Here is a 22,217-nt window from a genome sequence, read left to right as displayed (position 1 = left end):
TGGAGATCAGGCGCGGACGGGACGGATCCCGGCCGGGGATCCTAGGACCCGGTCCGGAAGAGCGGCAGCACATCGGAAAGGTCGGCGCGCAGCCCCGAGGCCGCCACCTTCCCCGCGGCAACGGCGTCGGCCCAGGACTGCCGGCCGGTGACCAGCGCCAGCCAGGTGGCGCCGTCGGTCTCGATGACGTTCGGGGGAGTGCCACGGGTGTGCCGGGGGCCGGCGACGCACTGAGTCACCCCGAAGGGCGGAACCCGGACCTCGACGCTGTTGCCGGGGGCGCGTTCGGCGAGTTCCTCCAGGGCATAGCGCACCGCCATGGCAGTGGTGCCGCGGTCGGTTGCCCCGGCTGCCGCTGCCTGCAGTGCGGCCCGGCCGTCTTCGCCGGAGATCCGGCGCCGTGCCACGCTTCTAGCCCAGCAGCGCCGTGACCGGCGCACCCAGCCGCAGGCTTCCCACGGGCTGTCCGCCGCCGAGCACCGGCTGCATGATCTTGGTCAGCACCTTCTCCACGGCCAGCGGATCGACGGCGCCGCTGGCGGCCAGCAGCGTCAGGCCCACCAGGGAGGCGGCACGGGTATTGCCGTCGAGCATCTTCAGCGCCACGGAAACGCCGGTGTCGGTGCCCAGCACCAGGACACCCTCGGCGCCGTTCTTGGCGATGATCCCCAGGTCCTCCATCACAACCGAATTCTCGCGGCCGTGGCCGTGCACCGCCCACGGGTAGTCGAGCATCGCGGTGGCAACCGTTGCCGCACGGGCGTTGCCGTGTTTGCCGGACGGCGCCTTGGCCAGCCGGCCGATGCCGCGGGCCAGCCCGGTCAGCGAGACAGCGGCCAGCGGCGCGCCGCAGCCGTCCACCGCCCAGTGCTGCACGGTTTCACCGGTGAACTCCTCGATCAGCTCGGCGATGCGGCGCTGCAGCGGATGCTGGGGATCCAGGTAGGTTGCGTGGTCCCAGTTGTTCTCGGTGCACGCCCAGAGGAAAGCGGCGTGCTTGCCGGAGCAGTTGAACGCGATCCGCTGCGGCCCCCTGCCTTCGCGGATGAGTTCATTTCGGGCCTCGGTGTCCTGCGGCCAGTCCTCGGGGCACTGCAGGTGCCCCTCGGTGACGCCGGCGGCGGCCAGCATGCCGCGGACGACGTCGGTGTGTTCCCGGGAGCCGACGTGGCTGGCGGCGGCAAGTGCCACCTGCGGCCCGCGCAAGGGCACCCCGGACTGCATGGCCGCGACGGCCTGGAACGGCTTGAGCGTGGAGCGGGGGAAGATCGGCGTGGTGATGTCACCGAGTTCCGTGACCACGGTGCCGTCGGCGGCCATCACGACGGCGGAGCCGATGTGGCGGGATTCGATAAAACCGTTGCGCTCCAGCACTGCCAGTTCAACGGCGTCGGACGCGGTAAAAGTTGCGTTCATGTTCTTCAGTCTAAAGGGGTGCGGGGGGCGAACCGGCGATGACGGCCCCGGCACCGCCGTCGATCTCGCTGCCCCCCGCTGTTCCTCGGCATGCGCTGCACGACTGCAGCTTCCGCACTTCCACTATCGATCCGCCTCGGGCTACCTGCAAGGGACGCCGGCCTACAGGTACCGAACGCATGCCAAATAGGTAGCCCTGGATGTCGAGCCGCCGCGGACAGGCATCGCTGCGGCAATCCGTGCCGCGGCGTCATGTTGGGCAGGTGCTTTCAGGCGGTCCATCCCAGCAAGTACCCTGATCTACTGTGAAGGTTCTCGTAGTAGGCCCCGGCGGCCGCGAACATGCCCTTGTCCAAGCGCTCCTGGCCGATCCCTATGTCCGCGAGGTGCACGCGGCACCCGGGAACGCAGGCATTGCCCAGCTGGTGCCGGTCCACCCGGTCGAGGCCACCGACCCCTCCGCGGTCACGGATCTGGCCCGCTCCCTTGGTTCCGACCTGGTGGTCATCGGGCCGGAAGCACCGCTCGCGGCAGGTGTTGCCGACGCGCTGCGGGAGGCCGGGTTTGCCGTGTTCGGTCCGTCGCAGGCTGCCGCCCAGCTCGAAGCTTCCAAGGCCTTCGCCAAGCAGGTCATGGCGGCCGCCAACGTTCCCACCGCCATGGCGCGCATGGCCGGCACCATGGAGGAAGCCGCCGACGCGCTCGACACCTTCGGCGCCCCGTACGTGGTCAAGGACGACGGGCTGGCCGCGGGCAAGGGCGTGGTGGTGACTTCGGACCGGAAGGAAGCACTGGAGCATGCCCGCGCCTGCTTCGAGGCGGGCGGAACCGTGGTGATCGAGGAGTTCCTGGACGGCCCCGAGGTCTCGCTCTTTGTGCTCTCGGACGGACGGCACGTGGTGCCGCTGGCTCCGGCCCAGGACTTCAAGCGGATTTTCGACGACGACGCCGGCCCCAACACCGGCGGCATGGGCGCCTACTCGCCCGTGGACTGGGCGCCGGCCGGGCTGGTGCAGGACGTGGTCCGCCGGGTCGCGCAGCCGACCATCGACGAAATGGCTTCCCGCGGCACCCCCTTCGTGGGCGTGCTGTACTGCGGGCTTGCCCTGACGACGCGCGGGGTGCGGGTCATCGAATTCAACGCCCGCTTCGGCGACCCGGAGACGCAGGCGGTGCTGGCCCGGTTGAAGACACCGCTCGGCGGGCTGCTGATGGCGGCGGCCAAGGGGGAGCTGGATGCCATGGAACAGCTCAAATGGGACCCGCGCCCCGCCGTCGCCGTGGTGGTGGCAGCGGAAAACTATCCGGGCAAGCCGAGGACCGGTGACCGGGTGCGGGGGCTGAAGAAAGCCGGGCGGCTGGAGGGTGTACACGTGCTGCACGCCGGAACCAAGCTCAAGAAGGACAAGGTGCACAGCGCCGGCGGGCGGGTGCTTTCCGTTGTCGCGCTGGGTTCGGACCTGAACGAGGCGAGGGACCGTGCCTACGCCGGCGTCGATCTGATCCGGCTGGAGGGGTCCCAGCACCGCACCGATATTGCCCTGAAGGCTGCCCGCGGCGAAGTGCGGGTTCCGGAAGGCAGCTCGGGGCAGGCGGGCAGCACCGCCGCCCCGGAAGCCGATGCGGCCCGGGAAGGGAAACTCGCATGAGCGACGGTACGGGCCATGCACCCCAGCTGCCCGGCTGGCGGCACGTGTATTCGGGCAAGGTCCGCGATCTGTACGTGCCCGAGGGGGACGGGGACGACGCCGGCCGCGTGCTGGTAGTGGCCAGCGACCGGATCAGTGCGTATGACCATGTGCTGGCCAGCACCATTCCGGACAAGGGCCGGATCCTCACCCAGCTCAGTCTTTGGTGGTTTGACCAGCTGGGGGACATCGCGAACCACGTGATTTCCGCCCGGGAGGGTGTACCGGACGCGGTGGCCGGCCGGGCGATGATCTGCAAAAAGCTGGAGATGTACCCGGTGGAGTGTATTGCCCGCGGTTACCTCACCGGCTCCGGGCTGGCCGAGTACCAGGCCTCCCGGACAGTGTGCGGGTTGCCGCTGCCTGCCGGGCTGGTGGACGGTTCACGGATTGAACCGCCAATGTTTACCCCCTCGGCCAAGGCCGAGCAGGGCGAACACGACGAAAACATCACCTATGAAGCAGTGGTGGACACAGTGGGTGCCGGCACGGCGGACGAGCTGCGTTCCCTGACACTGCAGATCTACACCCGCGCCGAAGCCGTCGCACGGGAACGCGGGATCATCCTGGCCGATACCAAAGTGGAGTTCGGAAAGGATCCGGTTACCGGTGCGGTCACCTTGGGGGACGAAGTGCTGACCCCGGATTCGTCCCGTTTCTGGGACGCGGCACTGTATTCGCCCGGCCAGGCCCAGCCGTCCTTCGATAAGCAATATGTGCGGGACTGGCTTACCTCACCGGCCTCGGGCTGGGACCGGCGTTCCGATGTGCCGCCCCCCGCTCTCCCGGACGACGTCGTCGAACGCACCCGGGCCCGGTATGTGGAGGCCTATGAACGGCTTACCGGGGAGAAGTTCGTCTAGTCCCGGCATTTTGCTCTTGGCGCTTAACGCAAAAGGGCCGGTCAGATTTCTCTGACCGGCCCTTGCTGGTCGGGGTGACAGGATTTGAACCTGCGACCTCGTCGTCCCGAACGACGCGCGCTACCAAGCTGCGCCACACCCCGTAACCACTGTTTCGCTGAAGTGTTTGACGACCTCGCGAAGCAACTTTACAAGGATACTAGACAAATCCCGATTCCGCGAAACGGACGTTTTGAACGTCTCCGGCGGCACCTGCGGAAGGCCGGTCCGGCGCCTGGTCCGGGCTTAGGAGTCCCGCGCCGTCAGGGTCAGCAGGACCGCCTCGGGACGGCAGGCAAAGCGCACCGGTGCATAGCGCGAGGTGCCGATGCCGGCGGAGACGTTCAGCGGCACCCGGCGTCCCGCATGTGCCCAGGACGTCAGGCCGCGGGCCTGCCAGGTCGGCAGGTCACAGTTGCTGACCAGGGCGCCGTAGCCGGGAATGCAGACCTGTCCGCCGTGGGTGTGCCCCGCAAGGATGATCTCGGCACCCCCGCCGGTGAACTCGTTAAGTACCCGCTGGTAGGGAGCATGGGCGACGCCGATCTTCACTTCGGGCGCTGCGTTGTTCCCCGTGGATGCGGCTACGCCGGACGGTGCAAAGCCCTGATATTTGTCCCGCCCCAGGTGCGGGTCATCCACTCCGGAGAAGTTCAGGCGCAGGCCGGGCAGGTCCATCACGCTGCTGGTGTTGGTCAGGTTCTGCCAGCCGGCGTCCTGGAAAGAGTCGAAGAGGCTGCCCCAGGGCAGCTTCTCCGGCTCGCGCCGATGCTTGGAGGGGCCGGTGAAGTACGTGAACGGATTCTTCAGCACCGGGGCGTAGTAATCGTTGGAGCCCGGGACAAAGACGCCGGGGAAACGCATCACGGGTTTCAACGCTTCAAGCACGGCTGGCACTGCCTGCGGGTGGCTGAGATTGTCGCCGGTGTTGACTACCAGGTCCGGTTCCAGCTCAGCCAGGCCCTGCAGCCAGCGGACTTTCCGCTCCTGGCCGGGAACAAAGTGGATGTCCGAAAGGTGCAGGACCCGCAGGGGAGTGCTTCCGGTCGGCAGGACCCGGACGGTTTCTTCACGGACGCCGAAGAGGTTCCGTTCTATCAGGGAGCCGTAGGCGAGGGCCGCAGCGCCGGTGCCGGCGAGGCCGCCGGCCAACCATGCTGCCTTCCGCCCCACGGAGGTGAGGGTCGAATCAGCCACTAGCCGTTACCGCCGCCGTTGCCGCCGCCGTTACCGTTGCCGCCGCCGCCTTCACCGCCGCCACCGTTGCCGCCGCCTTCACCGCCACCGCCACCGTTACCGCCGCCGCCGTTACCGTTGCCGCCGCCGTTGCCAGGCCCCTGATCTGCGGCAGGGGATGCCGGCGGGGAAGCCGGCGGAGTGGCGCGGGGCGGTGTTGTGTTGCCGACCATGCTGGCCGGGGGAGCGGTAAACGCGTTGGCCTCGTACTGGCCGGCAATCCTCTGGATGTAATTCTTCCAGGAGGGACCGGCGATCAGGGAGCCGTCGATCTCCGGGTAGGTCCGTCCGCCGATCAGCTTGTCGGACATGGTGGTGTTATTGGCTTTCCAGTTGCCGATCCACGAGGCGGTGACCATTCCGGTGCTGTAGCCCATGAACCAGGTCTGCGAGCGGGTGTCGTTGGTGCCGGTCTTGCCTGCGGTGGGAACACCGACCTGCAGGTTCACACCGGAACCGTTGGTCATCACCCGCTGAGTGGCCATATTGACGCCTTGGGCAACCTCTTTGCGCATCACCTGCTCGCAGGACTGCTCCGGAACCTGATATTCGGTGCCGTCGGCGCCGGTGACAGACTCAAGCGCAATGGGGTCACACTTCACGCCCTCGGCGGCCAGGGTAGCAAAACCGGTGGCCATGGACAGCGGAGAGGCGTCGCCGCCGCCGCCGAAGGTAGACGGCGGATCGACGGAGAGCATGTCCTCTTTGCCTTCCGAGCTCTTGCCGTTGTGGATTCCTGCGGCAAAGGCGATTTCCTGGAAGGAGCACAAATCCAGCTGGTTGATCTCCGCCAGGGTGATGGTGTTGTAAGACTGTGCCAGGCCGTCCAGGACGGTGGTGCTCTTGTAGTTCGTATCGCCGTAGTTGATGGGCGTCCACGGTTCAAGTGCCACGTAGCGGCCGCCGGGCAGGCACTTGGCGTTCCAGGAGTGCCCCGCGGGGTAGGTGCGCTTGGAACCGTTCAGGGTGGTGTTCAGGGTTTTGCCCGAATCCAGCCAGGCAGCAACGGTGAACGGTTTGTACGTGGACCCGGGCTGGAAACCGCCCAAGCCGTTGAGGGGTTTGGCTGGATCACCGTCTTGGTTGACGTCCACATTGAAGTTCTGGACGGAGTTGCCATCCGCGAGTTCCGGCGTGTACCGGGTGTTCTGGGCCATCGTCAGGATCTTGCCGGTGCCCGGTTCGATGCTGACCATCGCGTGGCCGATCTCAGCGTCGGTGGTGTCCGGATTGGCCGTTTCATTTACGGCTGTCTGAGCGGCATTCTGGAACGTTGGGTTCAGGGTGGTCTTGATGGTGAGGCCGCCGCGCTTGAGCAGCTTGTCCCGATCTTCCTCGGTGGCGCCGAAGTTCTCGTCGTTGAGCACAAGGCGTGTTACGTAGTCACAGAAGTAGGGGGCCTGGGAGGCGCCAACGCAGTTGCTGGAAACCGGAGTGACCTGCAGGTCCAGTCCGGTGGCAACAGAGGCGTCGAAGTCTGCCTGCGTGATGCGGCCCTTATCCAACATGGCCTGGAGCACCAGGTTCCGGCGTTCCAGGGCGCGCTCGGGGTTCAGCTCCGGGCTGTAAAAAGTGGGGCCGTTGACGACGCCGGCCAGCAGGGCCGACTGGGCAATGGTCAGGTCCTTGGCGTCAACGTTGAAGAAGTAGCGGGCCGCAGCCTGGACGCCGTACGTGGTGCCGCTGAACGGAACGATATTGAAGTAGCCCTCAAGGATTTCGTCCTTGCTCAGCTCTTTTTCCACCGCAATTGCAAGCTTCATTTCGCGAAGCTTGTCGCCAACCGATTTACCGCCGCTGAAAACAACTTCCTCGTTGTTCTGCATGTTGGTGTCAATGATGACGTTGTTTACGTATTGCTGGGTGATGGTGGAAGCACCGCGCGTGCTGTCACTGGTGGCATTGGACACCAAAGCACCCATGATGCCCTGCAGGTCCACCCCGCCGTGATCGTAGAACCGGTCATCCTCGATGGCCAGCATGGCGTCCACCATATTGGGCGACACCTGGTCGAGGGTCACCGGCTGGCGGTTCTCCTCGTACACGGTGGCGATCAGGGAGCCGTCGTTTGCATAGATCTTTGACGGCGTGGCCAGCGCCCCACGTTCCAGTTCCGACGGAAGCTGGTCAAAGAACTGGATGGATCCGGATGCGGCTGTGCCTGCTGCTGCGGCTACCGGAACCAGGAGACCGGCAGCCAGGACTCCGCAAAGAGCACTGATGCCGAAGAACGCGACGAGCTTCCCGAGAGTGGTCGCCGTGTCAAAGAACGGTGATTTGCGTGCTGCCATGCGAGACAGTCTACAAGCACGTTACGCTTTCCCTTATGACCAAATGGGAATACTTCATTACGCCTCTTCCACTGCACACACCCGGCCAAGTCCTCAATATGCACGGGGACGAAGGCTGGGAACTGGTACAGATCGCTTCGGCGCCGAACGGAACCGGTTCCGTTGCCTACATGAAACGCGAAAAAAACCAGTGACCGGCGCTGCCGGTGCAGTCTCGGCTGTTGAGGTCAGGCTCCGGGAACTGGGCCTGAGCCTTCCCGCCGTCGCGTCCCCGGTGGCCGTCTACGTTCCGGCCATGATCACCGGAAACCTCGTCCACACATCCGGCCAACTGCCGTTTGTGGACGGGGTCCTGCCGGCCACGGGCAAGGTCGGTGCCGAAGTGGGGGCAGAGGATGCCGCGTCCTACGCGGCCATCTGCGCCGTCAATGCCCTGGCCGCCGTGAAGGCTCAGATTGGTGACCTTGACCGCGTGGTACGTGTGGTCAAGGTGGTGGGCTACGTCGCCTCCGACCCTTCCTTCACCGGCCAGCCGGCCGTCATTAACGGTGCTTCCGAGCTGCTGGGAAATGTCTTCGGCTCCGCGGGAAGCCATGCGCGTTCCGCCGTCGGCGTGGCGGTCCTGCCTCTGGACGCGCCTGTTGAAGTAGAAATGATCGTTGAATTTGCCTAACTCCTCAGTCCGGCTTTTCCCGGTAGCCCCCGCGGACCGGGTGGCGGCCCAGACTTGGTTCGAGCGCCCCGACCGCACGCCCCGCAAACCGCGGCTGGCGTCCTCGGTGGTGCTGCTGCGGGACTCCCCGCGGGGTACCCAGACGTACCTTTCCTATCGGCGCGGCGAATCGCCCCTGGGCAAGGTCGCCTTCCCGGGCGGCAGCATCGAAGAGAACGACGACGCGCAGGTCGCTTGGTACGGTCCGGCCCCGGCACTGTGGGCGAAGTCCATGGGCGCCGACGACGCCCGGCACGCCCGTCGCCACGTCGTGGCCGCAATCCGCGAGTTGTTCGAAGAAACCGGAATCCTGCTGGCCGGCCCTGACGAGTCCACCCTGCTGGAAAGCAACCGTGGCCCGGAATGGATGGCTGCACGGACGGCCATTGCCACTCAGGAGGCATCCTTCCTGGAGTTGCTTGGTAAGCGCGGACTCGGTCTGCGAACGGACCTTCTGCGCCCGCTCTCCAACTGGCACAGCGCCGACTTTGCGCTCCGGCGCTTCGATACCCGGTACTTTGCCGCGGTCCAGCCGGTGGGCCAGGACGCCACCCTGCTGGAGGGTAAAGGTGTCTGGGCAGACTGGAAACCGGCGGCGGAAGTCATTGCCGCGCGGGACAGCACCGAGCTGGGCGACGAAATCGGCCAGCCGGACACGTCCGGTCTGACCCTTGGCGAACTGGTGGTTCCCGCCGTCGAACTCACCCTGGAAAAGGTAGCGTCCGCCCGAGGCTGTATCGCTTATCTTTCAAGCCGCCGGCCCGCAGCCGTCTACCAGCCGGAACTGGTCGAGGTTGACGGAAAGCCCTGCGTAGCCGTTCGTGCGGGTGGCGGCACCGAAGGATCCTCCCAGCACGGGCGCTAGCCGGCTGCGGCCCGGCCGGTGCACAAACGTGCACGGTTCTCAACCAACAACGGCGGGGGCGGGGGGCCACCACCCCAACCCGGGGGCCGCGGGCCCCCGCCCCCCCCCCCGCCGTTGTTGGTGTTTCTTGCCTTTAGCGGGAGCGCTGGCGCAGCCGCTGGACGTCAAGAATGACAACCGCGCGGGCTTCCAGGCGCAGCCAGCCACGCTGGACAAACTCGGCGAGGGCCTTGTTCACCGTTTCGCGGGAGGCGCCAACCAGCTGGGCCAGTTCCTCCTGGGTGAGCTCGTGCGCAACCAGGATGCCGTCGGTCGCGGGACGGCCGAAGCGGTCCGCCAGGTCCAACAGCGCCTTTGCCACGCGGCCCGGAACGTCGGAGAACACGAGGTCCGCCAGGGACTCGTTCGTGCGGCGAAGCCTGCGGGCCAGTGCCTGCAGCAGCTGGACGGAAACCTCGGGGCGGGTTTCAATCAGGGCGCGCAGGTTCTCGTGGCGGAGGCCCGCTAGGCGGGTTTCGGAAACGGCGGTTGCCGTGGCGTTCCGGGGCGAGGGATCAAAGAGGGCCATCTCGCCGAACAGTTCGCCCGGGCCGAGGATCGCCAGCAGGTTTTCCCGGCCGTCCGGGGCGGAGCGGCCAAGCTTGATCTTGCCGGAGACGATGAAATAGAGCTGGTCGCCCTGATCGCCTTCGCGGAAGACGGAGGCGCCGCGTGAGAGGTCGACCTCAGTGAGCTCTTCGGTCAGGGCGGCGAAGACGTCGTCTCCCAGAGAGGCGAACAACGGCGCGCGGCGCAGTACCTCGATATCCATGAAATCTCCTGTAAATAGTGGTCTCTCCTTATTATCTTGCCGCACGTCACCCCCTAGTGATACCTGAAGCACGTTTGTTCACTGATAGGTGCGAAAAAGAGGGCAGGACCACAAGCGCGGGAGCAATCCTGATAACGGCTTCCGCAGGTTGTCCCTATAAACTCGCAACTGCAGCGGTCTTCCACCGCCGGGCCACCCCGATTGACACGCTTGGAGCTCTTTGTGCTCGGACTGACACTTCTGGACATCATCCTGCTCCTCGTCCTGCTCTTCTACCTCGTTGCAGGACTGCGCAACGGACTGGTGGTGACCCTCGGCGGGATCGTCGGATTCGTTGCCGGCGCCATTGGCGCCTTTTTCGCGATTCCGCTGGTTGCCGAATGGGTTCCGGATAACGGCTGGCGGCTGACGGTGGTCATTGCCACGGCCGTCGTCCTCGTGCTCGTGGGCCACGCAGCCGGGGCCGCGCTTGGCGGCATGATCCGCAGGTGGCTGAATTTCCCGCCGCTGAGGTTCCTGGACCGCGTACTCGGCGGTGCAGCCAACCTTGCAGTGGCAGCGCTGGTCATGGCCATGCTTGCCTTTAGCGTGACGACGCTGGGCGTTCCGTTCCTGTCCCAGCAGATTGCCGCCTCGAAGGTACTCACCACCATTGACGATGCCACCCCCGAGCAGGTGAAGACCTGGAGCGCGCAGATTCGTTCCTTCACTGTCTCCGAGGGGCTGCCGACCATCCTTGACAGCGCCGCACCCCAAACGGCTGTCCCGCCCAGCGCGGAGGTGGACTCCGCGGAGCTGCGGACCGCATCGGCGTCGGTCCTCAAAATCACCGGCACGGCGTACCAGTGCGGACAGAACCAGACAGGGTCAGGTGTTGTGGTGGCGGATGACCGCGTGCTTACGAACGCCCACGTGGTTGCCGGCGTGAACGAACCAGTGGTGGAGGTTCCCGACGGCAGCGTGCTGCCCGGACGGGTGGTCCACTTCGATTCAGCCCGCGACCTGGCCGTCCTCGCGGTGGAAGGCCTCGACGCCGATCCCGTCCCCGTGGGTGAGCCGCTTGAAGCCGGCACCACCGCGGCCTTTGCCGGGTACCCGGCGGGCGGCCCGTTCCGGCTGCAGGCCGCAAGTGTCGAGGGCCTGTCCAACGTGTCCGTCCGGGATATCTACGGAACCTCCCCCTCGGTGCTGGAGGTCTACACCCTGGCCGCGAACGTGCAGCAGGGTAATTCCGGCGGGCCGCTGCTGGGCATGGACGGCAGCCTCGCCGGCATCATTTTCGCTAAGACCACCAGCGACCAGCCCATCGGCTATGCCCTCTCACTGGCTGAAGTCGGCCCGGTGGTTGATGCCGCGCCGGGTTATGACAGCCCGGTTTCGGCCGGTCAGTGCACCAGCAAATAAAAACAGACGACAGCAGTACCCCGCTATAGCCAGTGCAGGGACTGTCCGTGCGCTCCGGTGCGGGCCACGGCCCTGCCGTTGTGGTGCAGGACGAACAGTCCGGGTTCCGTACCGTGTTCAGGCTCTGCCGGCCCCGGAAGAGCGCCGCTGCCCTCGTTGGAGATCCAATGCACCGGGCGTGCGGGGATATCCACATAGCTGGACACCGTGTCCCGGAAGATTTCCCGGTCCGGCTTCGGAACGTAGGCAAGGACGGCGGTGTGGAACACAACGACGGCGGCCTCGGGCGGGGCAGCTTCAATCAATCCGGCGATTTCGGCGTTGAGGTCCCCCTTGACGATCCGGGCGGGGGAGCAGCCGGCGGTTTCGGCCGCTGCCTTCAGGAGTGTCCGGCGGTCTTCCATGCCGGGCCAGATCAAGGCATCCAACCAGGCGAGGTCTTCGGGGTCGGCAGGGTCCAGCGGCGACAGATCCACCCCGGTGCGGTGGATGATTTCGGGACAGGACCGCGGCAGCGGCGGGTTGCCGGTGGTCGTGCAGTCCAGGACCAGGTCCGCGCGGCCCGGATCGTTGAGGAGGTCGCCGTCGTCGTACCGGTAACCGTAGCGGTCCGGATACAGGCACAGCCCGGCGGAAGCGCCGACTTCGATCAGGGCCAGCGGGCGACCCTCCGTCCGCGCGATCTCGGCGAACAGGGGAAGGAGGACGGCGCAGCGGCGGGGTTCGTTGGTCTGCGTGCTCCGGCGCAGGATGACCGTCCGGATGTCTTCCCAATGCTCCTGCAGGAAGGAACGGAACTGCGCGTAGGGTCCGGCGGCGGCGCCACGGCTCCGGGCGGCCGCCAGCACGAGGTTGGGTTGGCGCTTGGCCTCCGGAAGGGCGTCAATCAGCTCCAGCACCTCAGGATCCGCGCTGATAGCCGCGGTCCACTGCTCATACACATCGGAGGATCCCCGGGCCTCGAATTCGGCGAACCGGGCATACCGCTGCGCAGTGGCGGCCATGGCTACTCCGCGGACTGCCCGGCGACGGCGGACCCGATCAGGTAGTCCACCGCCATGCGGTAGCCACTGATACCGGCCCCGCAGATCACTACCTCCGCCACCGCGGAGACGAAGGAGTGGTGGCGGAACTCCTCGCGGCGGTGGATGTTGCTCAGATGAACCTCGACCACCGGAAGTTCCACGCCGGACAACGCGTCCGGGATGGCCACCGAGGTGTGGCTGTAGGCAGCGGGATTGATGACAATGCCGTCCGCGGTGCCGCGCGCCGCGTGGATGGCATCGATCAGATCGCCTTCGTGGTTGGACTGGACGCAGTCCACGGTCCAGCCGTGGGCGGAGGCCGCGGCCATGGCCGCGGCCTCCACATCCGCCAGGGTGGAGCTGCCGTAGATCGCCGGTTCGCGGGTGCCCAACAGGTTCAGGTTGGGGCCGTTTAGGACGAGGAGGTTGCGGGTGCCGGCTGAAGTCATGGCTTAACTATGCCGGAGCTCAGATCAGAAGGCTGCACTGCGGCCGTGTTGCGCGCTGTCATGCGGCGGGCGGCCAGCGCGCCGGCAATGGTGATCAGGGACATCATGGCCAGGACGACGCCGGGGTGCCACCACGCACCGCCGGTTGCGTTGGAGAACACCTGGGTGATGGACGGGGTGAATCCGGAGAGGATGCCGGCCAGGCTGTAGGCCAGGGACATGGCGGTGAACCCGGTTCGGGCCGGGAACAGATCTGCCATCAATCCCCCCAGCGCCGCCCACGCCGCCGTCGGCGCGATCCCGCCGATCAGGATGGTCAGGATGTAGACCGGCGCGGTGGCGTTGCTGATGATGAAGTACAGCGGGAAGGAGATCAGCAGGGTCGCAACGGCCCCGGCCATCACCATCCGCGCCGAACCGATCCGGTTGGCCAGGAAACCGAACGCGGGGATGGTTGCCAGCTGCAGCACCGAACCGACCAATGCCGCGTTCAGGACCGTGGATTCGGACAGCCCAAGCACCGTTGTCCCGTAGGACTGGGTGTAGGTGGTCATCAGGAAGTACGAGCCGATACCCAGCAGCGCAGCCGCGGCCGCCACCAGGACCGCAGCCCACTGGGTGCGGAGCACCTCCAGCAGCGGAACCCGGGTGATCTGGTGCGCCTGTGCCACGCCCTTGAAAACGGGGGTTTCATCGATGGCCAGCCGCAGGTACAGGGCGATGCCCATAAAGGGGAAGGCCAGCAGGAACGGAATGCGCCAGACCCCGGCTGCCAGGTCCTCGTCGGAAACCTGGGTAAGCAGCAGGAAGATGCCGGTGACCATGATGGTGCCTACCGGCGAACCGATCTGCGGAATGGCCGCGTACAGCGCCCGCTTTCGGGGAGCGGCGTGCTCGGTGGCAATCAGGATGGAACCGCCCCATTCACCCCCGACAGCCAGGCCCTGGAGGAGGCGCAGCGCCACCAGCAGCAGCGGCGCCCAGATCCCGATGGTGTTGTAGTCCGGCAGCAGGCCCACGGCTCCGGTGGCGGTACCCATCAGGACGATGGTTCCGATCAGGGACGTTTTGCGTCCTACCCGGTCACCGATGTGGCCGAAGAGAATGGCGCCCAGGGGTCGGGCGATGAAGCCCATGCCCAGGGTGAGGAAGGACAGCAGGATGCCTGTTGCCGCATCCACGTCGGGGAAGAAGATCCGGTTCAGGATCAGGGCTGCGGCGGTGCCGAAGACATAGAAGTCGTAGGACTCCAAAGCAGTGCCGATAAACGATGCGCCCGCAACTTTGCGGGCCATCTTGGAAGAGGAGGGGGTGGGGGAAGCGGGCGGTGCGGCCGCTGCGGGTGTAGTAGACACAGACAGGAATTGTCCTAGCAGTGGAGGGTTTCACCAAGTCCATGAGTCCAACGTCACACTGGTCCGGATTTCGGCGGAGCTAGGAGGACTGTCCCGGCTCCGGAAGGTGCGGGAGGACCAGTGCCTTTCCGGCCGTGATCAGTGCCGGTTCGACGGCGGTGCCGTCCCCCACGTATCCGTGCACCATTGCGCCGTCCCGCAGCATCAGCAGCTGGTCCGCGAGCTGTCCGGCGTTCGTGGCGCCCAGTTGCTCCAGCCGTTCGCTAACGAGGGCATGCAGCCACGCGCGGTGCTCGGAAACAACCACCCGGACGGGATGGCCCGGGTCCGGATATTCCGCCGCCGCATTGATGAACGGGCAACCGCGGAAGCCTGCACTGCAGGCCTCGGAACCCATCGCTTCGGCGAACTGCAGCAGCCCGGTGCACGGATCCGGGTCCAGCTCCGCTGCCCGCGCCCGCATCGCCGCCGACTGCTCCCGCAGGTAGGCGACCACGAGGTCATCCTTCGAGCGGAAGTAGCGGTAGAAGGTCACCTTCGTGGTGCCGGCAGCGGCAATGATCTTGTCGGCACTGACTGCCCGGATGCCCTCTCGGTAAAACAGGAGGGAGGCCCGTGCCAGGATCCGCTCCCGCACGGGTGTAGCTGCCGTCATGGGTCCCCTCATTCGTTGTTCCTCATTTGCAGTAGACGTACTAGTTAGTCTACCTTGAGGTCTACCAAGTTTTCCCCACAAAAGGAGTTCCCCATGAGCGCTTTGTACACTGCCGCCGCCACCGCCACCGGCGACGGCCGCAACGGTGAAGCCCGTACCAGCGACGGCAAGCTCGAGGTGAACCTGTCCACTCCGACCGAAATGGGCGGTTCCGGCGAAGGCACGAACCCGGAGCAGCTTTTTGCCACCGGCTACGCCGCATGCTTCCTCTCCGCACTGAAGATGATTGCCCGCGCGGAAAAGGCACCCATCTCGGATGCCGCCGTGACGGCGGACGTCAGCATCTTCAAGAACGACGACGGCGGCTTCAAGCTGGGCGTTGAACTCCACGTGGAGATGTCCGGCGTCGACGAAGCCACTGCGGACAAGCTGACCCAGGCCGCCCACCAGGTCTGCCCCTACTCCAACGCCACCCGCGGCAACATTGACGTGTTCCTGGACGTCACCGTCGGCTAAGTCGCACAGGGTGAAACAACAGCAGGTGCCGTCCCGATCAGGGGACGGCACCTGCTGTTTTCTGCGGGGCCTACTTCTTGAGGGAAGCCGCAATCTGCTGCATGACTGTATTGTCAGCCAGCGTGCTCGAGTCGCCGGCTTCGCGGCCCTCGGCCACGTCCTTGAGCAGGCGGCGCATGATCTTGCCGCTGCGGGTCTTGGGCAGTTCGGGAACCACCAGGATGTGCCGCGGCTTGGCGATGGGGCCGATCTCCTTGCCCACGTGGTTGCGCAGGGTGGTGACAATGTCGTCGTCGTCCTTTGCACTGCCGCGCAGGATCACGAAGGCAACCACGGCTTCTCCGGTGGTGTCGTCCGCAGCGCCGACGACGGCGGCTTCGGCCACCGACGGGTGGCTGACCAGGGCGGACTCGATCTCCGTGGTGGAGAGCCGGTGCCCGGAGACATTCATAACGTCGTCCACGCGGCCGAGCAGCCAGATGTCGCCGTCCTCGTCCTTCTTGGCGCCGTCACCGGCGAAGTACATGTTGTCGAACCGGGACCAGTAGGTCTCCTTGAAACGCTCCGGGTCACCCCAGATGCCGCGCAGCATGGACGGCCAGGGTTCCTTGACCACGAGGAAACCGCCGGACCCGTTGGGCACCGATTCGCCCATCTCATCCACCACGTCCACTGAAATGCCGGGGACGGCCACCTGAGCAGAGCCCGGTTTGGTGGCCGTGATGCCGGGCATCGGAGCGATCATGTGGGCGCCGGTTTCCGTCTGCCACCACGTGTCCACGATGGGGGCGGGGTGTTCCTTCTTGCCGCCGTTGCCGCCGATGACCTGCCGGTACCACATCCACGCTTCGGGGTTGATCGGTTCGCCCACGGAGCCCAGTACCCGGATGGAGTCGAGGTTGTACTTCTGCGGAATGTCCCGGCCCCACTTCATGCAGGTGCGGATGGCGGTGGGCGCGGTGTAGAGGATGGAGACCTTGTACTTCTCCACCAGCTCCCACCAGCGGCCCTGGTGCGGGGTATCCGGGGTGCCTTCGTAAATCAGCTGCGTGGCTCCGTTGATCAGCGGGGCGTAGGTGACGTAGCTGTGGCCGGTAACCCAGCCGATGTCCGCGGTGCACCAGTACACGTCCGTTTCGGGGTGCAGGTCGAAGGTATTCAAGTGCGTAAAGGCCGTTTGGGTGAGGAACCCGCCGGTGGTGTGCAGGATGCCCTTGGGCTTACCCGTGGTTCCCGATGTGTAGAGGATGAACAGCGGATGCTCGGAGTCGTGGGCTACGGGGGAGTGCTCGGCGCTCGCGGTGTCCACAACATCGTGCCACCAGCGGTCCAGGCCGTCGTTCCATTCCACGGGCTCCCCGTTGCGGCGGACCACCAGCACGTTTTCGACGGTATGGCCGTCCTTGGCGAGGGCTTCGTCCACGGCGGGCTTGAGTGCGCTGGGCTTGCCGCGGCGGTAGGAACCGTCCGCCGTGACCACAAGCTTCGCCTCGGCGTCGTCGATCCGGCTGCGCAGGGCGTCGGCGGAGAAACCGCCGAAGACCACCGAGTGCACGGCGCCGATCCGGGCGCAGGCCAGCATGGTGATGACCGCTTCGGGGATCATCGGCAGGTACACCGCCACGCGGTCGCCCTTGGTGACACCCAAGGATTCGAACGCGTTCGCCGCCTTCTTGACCTCTTCGGTCAGCTGCGCATAGGTGTAGGTGCGCGTATCCCCGGGTTCGCCCTCGAAGTAAATGGCCACCCGGTCTCCGCGGCCTTCTTCGACATGCCGGTCCAGGGCGTTGTACGCCGCGTTGAGTTTGCCGCCGACAAACCATTTGGCGAACGGAGCATCAGTCCAGTCCAGCGCCTGGGTGAAATCCTGTTCCCAAGAGAGAATGCTCCGTGCCTGCCGCGCCCAGAACTCGGGCCCATCGGCTGCCGCTTCCTCATACAGCGAGGGACGGGCCACTGCGGATGCTGCAAATTCGGCACTCGGCGGGAAGCTGCGGCTTTCATGCAGCAGGTTCTCGAAGGCGTCTCCGTGCTTCTTTGCAGGGGACTGATCAGACATGGTTGAACCCTTTCACTTCGCTGAAAATCCATCACTAGGGGAATCGTGCATGGCTGCAAACCACCCTATCCCCGGTTTTATGCCACTGTGTCCGCGCTCACATAATCAGTCACAAAACGGCGCGATTATGCGGTGAGCGGTATGTCACTCCGCCGGGACGCGCCGCCCCTGCGCTAGTCTGCCTCGCCGTCGTTGATTAGGCTGTCTGAAGGAAGCAACCGCCTACGTACCGTAGATGCGCACCTCCAGTTCTTGACCGCACCCCGTGCGGTCAAGGGACAGGGGGGTCGTGAATGGAGATCAGTATGAACAACCCCCCTGTTGAGAACGAGGCCCGCACCACGGCCGGATCTTCGGAAACCGGCGGACATCCCTCCGCGACGGACAAGGGCCTGCCGGCACATCCGGCCGCCACGGACCAGGAAGCCCTCGTTGGGCCCTTCGGGCTTCGCGACACCGTTGTAGGCGGCTCGGTCCTCGTGATGCTCGTGGGCAGCATCCTGCCGTTCTTCACGGTGACCCGTCTCGGGTTTGAAGAGGACTTCAACCTTTGGAATGCGTTTTCCCTGTTCTTCATCGGCATCGGCATCCTGCTGCCGCTGCTGGTAGCCGGACTGTTTGCCGGCCGCCGCCTCGCGCCCACGATGAAGCCCCGCGTAGGATCGCTCTCCCTGGACCAGTTCGCCTCCGTGGCAGCTGTGCTGGCCCTGGCTTTCTTCTTCATCCAGACGGTGACCGATTTCAGCGTCGGCGCGATGGTCGCGCTGGTCGGTTCCCTGGGCCTGGTGGTGTCCACCACCCTGGCGCCGCACCTTCCCTTCTTTGCCCGGGAATTCCGTAACCGCCCCGAAGCTGCCGCGGCGCTGACTGCCCGCGATGCTTTGCCGCTGCGTCCGCGTCCGGCCCGCCCGAAGCCTGAAGCGAAGCCGGAGACGGAGAACGCCGCCGGTGCCCGCCGTTTCACCAACCCGCTGCGCCGCAACGAGGACGCCCGCACCACCGTGCATGACGCGCCGAGCCAGAGCGGCACCGATGTTTCCGCTCCGGGCGGCACCGCCGTCGTCGGAACCCCCACCGCCGGGGCGGCAGCAGCCGCTCCCGCCACCTCCGCGCACGCTGCATCCACCCCCTCGACGCAGGTTTCCCCCGCCACGGCATCACCGGCTACGCAGGCGCAGCCCGCTGCCGCTCCGGCCGCCGGAATGCAGGCCGAGGAACCCATGGCCGCCACGACCGTGAATCCGGTGGTCCGCGACGCCGGAACCCCCGAAGCGTCCGCAGCAGGGGCCCACGAAGCCGAAGCCGGCAACGCGGAACCCATTACCGCTACCCGTGACGAGTCCGAGGCAGTGGTGGAAGCCTTCTGGTTCGCCGTGGGCACGCCGCGCCAGATTGTGGACGAGCGCACCGGCCTGCCGCTGTTTATGTTCCACCCGGGTGACTGGGAACTGGGCCTTGAGGACCGCGGTGACGAATTCCTGGTCCAGGACAAGCGCACCGGGCGCATCGGCGTGCTGCGCGACCTCAGCAACATTGAGCGCGTCGACGCCGACCAGTAGGCCGTTCGCAGCAGGGCCGAACAGCATCAGGGGCCATCAGCAGCATCCAACCGTCAGTAGAAGGACACCCAGCAGTGGCAAAGGCAACCGGCAGCGATCCGTCCCTCCTCGCTTTGAAGCGGAGGGCACGGCGGATCAACCGGATGCTCGGCGAGGTTTATCCCTACGCCGTGGCCGAGCTGGACTTCACCAACGCGTTTGAGCTGCTGGTGGCCACTGTGCTTTCGGCGCAGACCACGGACATCCGGGTCAATGCCGTCACGCCCATCCTCTTTGCCCGGTACCCCGATGCCAAGGCGATGGCGGAGGCCGACGAGGAGACGCTGCAGGAGATTCTCCGGCCCACCGGATTCTTCCGTGCGAAAGCGGCCAGTGTGAAAGCACTGTCCACCCGGCTGGTCGATGAGTTCGACGGCGAAGTGCCGGACCGGCTCGAAGACCTGGTCACCCTGCCCGGCGTCGGCCGGAAGACCGCCAACGTGGTGCTGGGCAATGCCTTCGGCGTTCCCGGAATCACGGTGGACACCCACTTCGGGCGCCTGTCCCGCCGGTTCGGCTGGACCACCGCCACAGACCCGGTGAAGGTGGAGGAAGACGTCGCGGCGCTGTTCGAGCCGAAGGACTGGACCCCGCTTTCCAACCGGGTGGTGTTCCACGGCCGGCGGGTCTGCCACGCCAAGAAACCAGCCTGCGGCGCCTGCCCCGTCGCCCAGCTCTGCCCCTCCTACGGTGAAGGCGAAACGGACCCCGCGAAGGCACGCAAACTGCTCAAGTATGAGCTGGCGCCCGGCCGCGAGGAACTGCACGCCCGGATGATGGCCGCCGAAACCCGGGCCCAGCTGCGGGCCGCCGGCTTCGGCCTGGAAGCATGAGCGCCTACGCCGATCTGCGGGCGCTGGGTGTCTCCGCAGCCGCCCGCACCACCTACTTCGACGCGAACCTGGAACTGATGCGACGCAGCGTGGACCCGGCCACGGCCCGCCGTGCCGCCGTGCTGATCCTCTTCGGCAACCTGGATGACAAGCCAGCGGACTTCCGTTCCGCCGGGGTCCCCGCCGAACTCGATGTCCTGCTGGTCGAGCGGGCAGCCACACTCAACGACCACCCCGGCCAGGTGGCCTTTCCCGGCGGCTCCCTGGATGCCGCCGACGCCGGCCCGGAAGCCGCAGCCCTGCGCGAAGCCCGGGAGGAAACGGGATTGGACCCCGACGGCGTTACGGTCCTCGGGACCCTGCCGGAGGTGGGACTGCCCGTCAGCAACTTCCTGGTCACCCCGGTGCTGGGCTGGTGGGACCGGCCCACGCCGGTGGACGTGGTGGACTACGGGGAATCGGCATCGGTGTTCCGCGTACCGGTGGCCGACCTGCTCAATCCGGAAAACCGGCGCACCGCCGTCATCACGAACGGCTCTCGGACGTACCGTTCGCCGGCCTTCCGCGTGAACGGAGTGCTGGTGTGGGGCTTCACCGGCATCACCCTCAACGCCGTGCTGGATGAACTGGGCTGGACCCTGCCCTGGGATGAGAGCCGGGAAATCGTTCCGGCTCTCTAGCCTGCGCTGCTACTTGGCGTCCGCGTAGGAGTCCACGGCAACGGCTACCACCGGGAACTCCAGCGGAATCGGCCCGAACAGCAGCCGTGTGGCTGCCGACGCGGCCTCCGTCACCAGTGCGCTGACCTCCTCGACCCGTTCGGCAGGCACCTGGAGCATCACCTCGTCATGCAGGAAAAACACCAGTTCTCCTGCAGGGGCGGACGACGACGCCGCCCGCAGCCGCCGTCGTATCTCCGCCAGCCAGCACAGCGCCCATTCCGCCGCCGTCGCCTGGACCACGAAGTTGCGGGTGAACCGGCCCTGGGCGCGGGCCAGCGAATCTGCGCGGCGTTGTTCCTCGGCGCTGGTGCTCTGCTGGGCGCGGACCCAGCGTTCCGATACCGGCGGCGAACTGCGGCCCAGGTGGCTGCTCACCACCTGCCCGGCTTCACCCGCCCGGGCGCCGCGTTCCACCACGCCGATGGCCTGCGGGTAGGCGCGGGTCAGCACCGGCATCAGCCGGCCCGATTCCCCGCTGGTGGCCCCGTACATGGCCCCGAGCATTGCCATCTTTGCCTTGGCCCGGTCGCCGTCGAAACTGCGGTCTGCGATGCCCTGATAGAGGTCCTTGCCGCGGGCCGCTGCCGCCAGAGCATTGTCCTGCCCCAGGGCGGCGAGGACACGGGGTTCCAGCTGCGCTGCGTCGGCCACGATGAGCCGGTGGCCGGGGTCCGGGCGAACGGCGTCCCGTACCGTCTTGGGAATCTGCAGCGCACCGCCGCCGCGGGAGGCCCAGCGACCCGACACCACGCCGCCCACTACGTATTCGGGCCGGAAGCGGCCGCCGTCCACCCAGGCATCCAGCCAGGCCCACCCGTTGGCGGTGAGGAGCCGGGAGAGCTTTTTGTACTCCAGCAGCGGCTCGATGGCGGGATGGTCCTGCTGCTGCAGCTCCCAGGAGCGGGTGCTGCGGACCTCGATGCCGGCGCGGTGCAGGGCCCGCAGCAGCTCCTGCGGGGAGTCCGGGTTGAAGCCGGGGTTGCCCAGCAGCAGGCGCAGCTCGGCAACAAGCTGTTCGAGCTTTTCGGGGCGCTGGCCCTCCGGCGGCCGCTCGCCGAGGCTCTCCCGGAGCATGGCCTCGTGAATGTCCCGGCGCCACGGAATGCCGGAGTGTTCCATTTCCACGGCGATCAGGCCGCCGGTGGACTCCGCGACGGCCAGCAGGTTCAGTTTCGCCGGCGACGTGGAACGGGCGATCGCATCCAATTGGTCCGCCAATTCGGCGGCGAGCTCGGCAGCGGTGGCCTGCTGCGGACCGGCCGCCGCTCCGGCGGGGGCGTCGAGCGTATCGAAGATGGAGGTCTGGTCGGGGGAGTGCTGGACCGGGAGCAGCTGGCGGGGCGCCGGGTCTGGAGCCTCTTCCGCGGCGCGCAGTTTTTCGATGTAGGGAGTGGAGGGCACCGACTCGGCGAACCGCAGGATCCCGCGCACCAGTGCGAGGTCGTGGCAGCGCTCCACCGTGAGTCCGGCAGCCAGCAGCCGGGAATAGACTGCGCGGGCAGAGTCCCAGACCCAGCGGACCGGCTGTTGTTCATAGTGCCGCACGGCCGCGGGCAACCGGTCTCGGGTAATCACGACGGCGGGCGCGGACGGAAGGCCGGCGTCGTCGGTTTCCTGCAGGGTCCAGGTCTCGTCCTTCGCCTGGGCAGCGCCGGTGCCGGGTGCGAGGACGATGTACAT

General features: G+C 66.5%; 21 protein-coding genes and 1 tRNA gene. 10 read left to right on the top strand and 12 right to left on the bottom strand.

Features of this window, described 5'->3' with window-relative positions; translation table 11 throughout:
• Nucleotides 1–41: 41 nt before the first annotated feature.
• Complete coding sequence (locus LJ760_RS03125; protein WP_227919182.1) at nucleotides 42–407, bottom strand: sterol carrier family protein; 366 nt, start codon at nucleotides 405–407, stop codon at nucleotides 42–44.
• A gap of 4 nt (nucleotides 408–411) precedes the next feature.
• Nucleotides 412–1,416 (bottom strand): asparaginase, encoded by a 1,005-nt coding sequence (locus tag LJ760_RS03120; protein WP_227919181.1) that lies wholly within the window; start codon nucleotides 1,414–1,416, stop codon nucleotides 412–414.
• Between the two features lie 305 nt (nucleotides 1,417–1,721).
• On the opposite strand from LJ760_RS03120, the gene purD reads away from it, so the two are divergent.
• A complete protein-coding gene (gene purD / locus LJ760_RS03115) occupies nucleotides 1,722–3,065 on the top strand; it encodes a phosphoribosylamine--glycine ligase (protein WP_227919180.1) in 1,344 nt (447 codons plus the stop codon).
• Nucleotides 3,062–3,967, top strand: coding sequence for a phosphoribosylaminoimidazolesuccinocarboxamide synthase (locus LJ760_RS03110; protein ID WP_227919179.1), 906 nt, complete (start codon nucleotides 3,062–3,064; stop codon nucleotides 3,965–3,967). The genes purD and LJ760_RS03110 overlap by 4 nt, the downstream gene beginning before the upstream one ends.
• A 66-nt stretch (nucleotides 3,968–4,033) precedes the next feature.
• Here the strand turns inward: LJ760_RS03110 and LJ760_RS03105 are convergent.
• The 3 genes from LJ760_RS03105 to LJ760_RS03095 form a co-directional block, all read right to left on the bottom strand.
• A tRNA-Pro gene (locus tag LJ760_RS03105) sits at nucleotides 4,034–4,110 on the bottom strand.
• A gap of 142 nt (nucleotides 4,111–4,252) precedes the next feature.
• On the bottom strand, nucleotides 4,253–5,203 hold the full coding sequence (locus LJ760_RS03100) for a metallophosphoesterase (RefSeq protein WP_374200025.1): 951 nt from the start codon (nucleotides 5,201–5,203) through the stop codon (nucleotides 4,253–4,255).
• Complete coding sequence (locus tag LJ760_RS03095; protein WP_227919176.1) at nucleotides 5,203–7,533, bottom strand: transglycosylase domain-containing protein; 2,331 nt, start codon at nucleotides 7,531–7,533, stop codon at nucleotides 5,203–5,205. Before LJ760_RS03095 ends, LJ760_RS03100 begins: the two co-directional genes overlap by 1 nt.
• Nucleotides 7,534–7,568: 35 nt before the next feature.
• Here LJ760_RS03095 and LJ760_RS03090 point away from each other — a divergent pair, with 35 nt between their 5' ends.
• The 3 genes from LJ760_RS03090 to LJ760_RS03080 are packed head-to-tail and all read left to right on the top strand — an operon-like array spanning nucleotide 7,569 to nucleotide 9,110.
• Nucleotides 7,569–7,727, top strand: a complete 159-nt coding sequence (locus LJ760_RS03090) for a DUF4177 domain-containing protein (RefSeq protein WP_227919175.1) — start codon at nucleotides 7,569–7,571, stop codon at nucleotides 7,725–7,727.
• Entirely contained in the window at nucleotides 7,724–8,206 is a 483-nt protein-coding gene (locus LJ760_RS03085; RefSeq protein WP_227919170.1) for a RidA family protein, read from the top strand. The genes LJ760_RS03090 and LJ760_RS03085 overlap by 4 nt, the downstream gene beginning before the upstream one ends.
• Entirely contained in the window at nucleotides 8,199–9,110 is a 912-nt protein-coding gene (locus tag LJ760_RS03080) for an NUDIX hydrolase (RefSeq protein ID WP_227919168.1), read from the top strand. Before LJ760_RS03085 ends, LJ760_RS03080 begins: the two co-directional genes overlap by 8 nt.
• Nucleotides 9,111–9,243: 133 nt before the next feature.
• On the opposite strand, the gene LJ760_RS03075 is transcribed toward LJ760_RS03080, so the two are convergent.
• Nucleotides 9,244–9,921, bottom strand: a complete 678-nt coding sequence (locus LJ760_RS03075; protein ID WP_146360700.1) for a Crp/Fnr family transcriptional regulator — start codon at nucleotides 9,919–9,921, stop codon at nucleotides 9,244–9,246.
• Nucleotides 9,922–10,143: 222 nt separating this feature from the next.
• Between LJ760_RS03075 and LJ760_RS03070 the strand changes: the two genes are divergently transcribed.
• On the top strand, nucleotides 10,144–11,325 hold the full coding sequence (locus LJ760_RS03070) for a MarP family serine protease (protein ID WP_227919166.1): 1,182 nt from the start codon (nucleotides 10,144–10,146) through the stop codon (nucleotides 11,323–11,325).
• 23 nt (nucleotides 11,326–11,348) lie between these two features.
• Here the strand turns inward: LJ760_RS03070 and LJ760_RS03065 are convergent, their stop codons facing one another.
• From LJ760_RS03065 to LJ760_RS03050, 4 genes are all read right to left on the bottom strand, one after another.
• Nucleotides 11,349–12,329 carry a DUF2332 domain-containing protein gene (locus LJ760_RS03065; RefSeq protein WP_227919163.1) on the bottom strand — a complete coding sequence of 327 codons (981 nt, stop codon included), beginning with the start codon at nucleotides 12,327–12,329 and terminating at the stop codon, nucleotides 11,349–11,351.
• A 2-nt stretch (nucleotides 12,330–12,331) separates the two neighbouring features.
• Complete coding sequence (gene aroQ, locus LJ760_RS03060) at nucleotides 12,332–12,799, bottom strand: type II 3-dehydroquinate dehydratase (RefSeq protein ID WP_227919161.1); 468 nt, start codon at nucleotides 12,797–12,799, stop codon at nucleotides 12,332–12,334.
• A complete protein-coding gene (locus LJ760_RS03055; RefSeq protein WP_227919159.1) occupies nucleotides 12,796–14,154 on the bottom strand; it encodes an MFS transporter in 1,359 nt (452 codons plus the stop codon). Before LJ760_RS03055 ends, aroQ begins: the two co-directional genes overlap by 4 nt.
• A 79-nt stretch (nucleotides 14,155–14,233) precedes the next feature.
• Entirely contained in the window at nucleotides 14,234–14,821 is a 588-nt protein-coding gene (locus tag LJ760_RS03050; RefSeq protein WP_227919157.1) for a TetR/AcrR family transcriptional regulator, read from the bottom strand.
• An 81-nt stretch (nucleotides 14,822–14,902) separates the two neighbouring features.
• Here LJ760_RS03050 and LJ760_RS03045 point away from each other — a divergent pair, with 81 nt between their 5' ends.
• Nucleotides 14,903–15,325 carry an organic hydroperoxide resistance protein gene (locus LJ760_RS03045; protein ID WP_227919155.1) on the top strand — a complete coding sequence of 141 codons (423 nt, stop codon included), beginning with the start codon at nucleotides 14,903–14,905 and terminating at the stop codon, nucleotides 15,323–15,325.
• Between the two features lie 70 nt (nucleotides 15,326–15,395).
• Here the strand turns inward: LJ760_RS03045 and acs are convergent, their stop codons facing one another.
• The gene (acs, locus tag LJ760_RS03040; protein ID WP_227919152.1) at nucleotides 15,396–17,384 is read right to left on the bottom strand and encodes an acetate--CoA ligase; all 1,989 of its coding nucleotides are present in this window, start codon (nucleotides 17,382–17,384) and stop codon (nucleotides 15,396–15,398) included.
• Between the two features lie 305 nt (nucleotides 17,385–17,689).
• Here acs and LJ760_RS03035 point away from each other — a divergent pair, with 305 nt between their 5' ends.
• The 3 genes from LJ760_RS03035 to LJ760_RS03025 all read left to right on the top strand — a co-directional run bounded on the left by LJ760_RS03035 (nucleotide 17,690) and on the right by LJ760_RS03025 (nucleotide 20,495).
• Complete coding sequence (locus LJ760_RS03035) at nucleotides 17,690–18,943, top strand: hypothetical protein (RefSeq protein WP_227919150.1); 1,254 nt, start codon at nucleotides 17,690–17,692, stop codon at nucleotides 18,941–18,943.
• 143 nt (nucleotides 18,944–19,086) lie between these two features.
• The gene (nth, locus tag LJ760_RS03030) at nucleotides 19,087–19,815 is read left to right on the top strand and encodes an endonuclease III (RefSeq protein ID WP_231709216.1); all 729 of its coding nucleotides are present in this window, start codon (nucleotides 19,087–19,089) and stop codon (nucleotides 19,813–19,815) included.
• Nucleotides 19,812–20,495, top strand: coding sequence for an NUDIX hydrolase (locus tag LJ760_RS03025; protein WP_374200030.1), 684 nt, complete (start codon nucleotides 19,812–19,814; stop codon nucleotides 20,493–20,495). The genes nth and LJ760_RS03025 overlap by 4 nt, the downstream gene beginning before the upstream one ends.
• A gap of 9 nt (nucleotides 20,496–20,504) precedes the next feature.
• Here the strand turns inward: LJ760_RS03025 and LJ760_RS03020 are convergent, their stop codons facing one another.
• Nucleotides 20,505–22,217 carry a bifunctional 3'-5' exonuclease/DNA polymerase gene (locus LJ760_RS03020; RefSeq protein WP_227919146.1) on the bottom strand — a complete coding sequence of 571 codons (1,713 nt, stop codon included), beginning with the start codon at nucleotides 22,215–22,217 and terminating at the stop codon, nucleotides 20,505–20,507.

It is taken from the genome of Arthrobacter sp. zg-Y895 (assembly GCF_020731025.1).
Taxonomy (GTDB): domain Bacteria; phylum Actinomycetota; class Actinomycetes; order Actinomycetales; family Micrococcaceae; genus Arthrobacter_B.
This window is presented reverse-complemented; position numbering and strand designations above follow the sequence as displayed.

Excerpts from the sequence above, each read along its gene's own strand:
- nth (WP_231709216.1), top strand. The coding sequence starts at position 19,087 with ATGCTCGGCGAGGTTTATCCCTACGCCGTGGCCGAGCTGGACTTCACC.
- LJ760_RS03065 (WP_227919163.1), bottom strand. The coding sequence starts at position 12,329 with ATGGCCGCCACTGCGCAGCGGTATGCCCGGTTCGCCGAATTCGAGGCC.
- LJ760_RS03045 (WP_227919155.1), top strand. The coding sequence starts at position 14,903 with ATGAGCGCTTTGTACACTGCCGCCGCCACCGCCACCGGCGACGGCCGC.
- LJ760_RS03110 (WP_227919179.1), top strand. The coding sequence starts at position 3,062 with ATGAGCGACGGTACGGGCCATGCACCCCAGCTGCCCGGCTGGCGGCAC.
- aroQ (WP_227919161.1), bottom strand. The coding sequence starts at position 12,799 with ATGACTTCAGCCGGCACCCGCAACCTCCTCGTCCTAAACGGCCCCAAC.
- LJ760_RS03050 (WP_227919157.1), bottom strand. The coding sequence starts at position 14,821 with ATGAGGGGACCCATGACGGCAGCTACACCCGTGCGGGAGCGGATCCTG.
- LJ760_RS03090 (WP_227919175.1), top strand. The coding sequence starts at position 7,569 with ATGACCAAATGGGAATACTTCATTACGCCTCTTCCACTGCACACACCC.
- LJ760_RS03120 (WP_227919181.1), bottom strand. The coding sequence starts at position 1,416 with ATGAACGCAACTTTTACCGCGTCCGACGCCGTTGAACTGGCAGTGCTG.
- LJ760_RS03095 (WP_227919176.1), bottom strand. The coding sequence starts at position 7,533 with ATGGCAGCACGCAAATCACCGTTCTTTGACACGGCGACCACTCTCGGG.
- LJ760_RS03035 (WP_227919150.1), top strand. The coding sequence starts at position 17,690 with ATGAACAACCCCCCTGTTGAGAACGAGGCCCGCACCACGGCCGGATCT.
- LJ760_RS03020 (WP_227919146.1), bottom strand. The coding sequence starts at position 22,217 with ATGTACATCGTCCTCGCACCCGGCACCGGCGCTGCCCAGGCGAAGGAC.
- LJ760_RS03025 (WP_374200030.1), top strand. The coding sequence starts at position 19,812 with ATGAGCGCCTACGCCGATCTGCGGGCGCTGGGTGTCTCCGCAGCCGCC.
- acs (WP_227919152.1), bottom strand. The coding sequence starts at position 17,384 with ATGTCTGATCAGTCCCCTGCAAAGAAGCACGGAGACGCCTTCGAGAAC.
- LJ760_RS03075 (WP_146360700.1), bottom strand. The coding sequence starts at position 9,921 with ATGGATATCGAGGTACTGCGCCGCGCGCCGTTGTTCGCCTCTCTGGGA.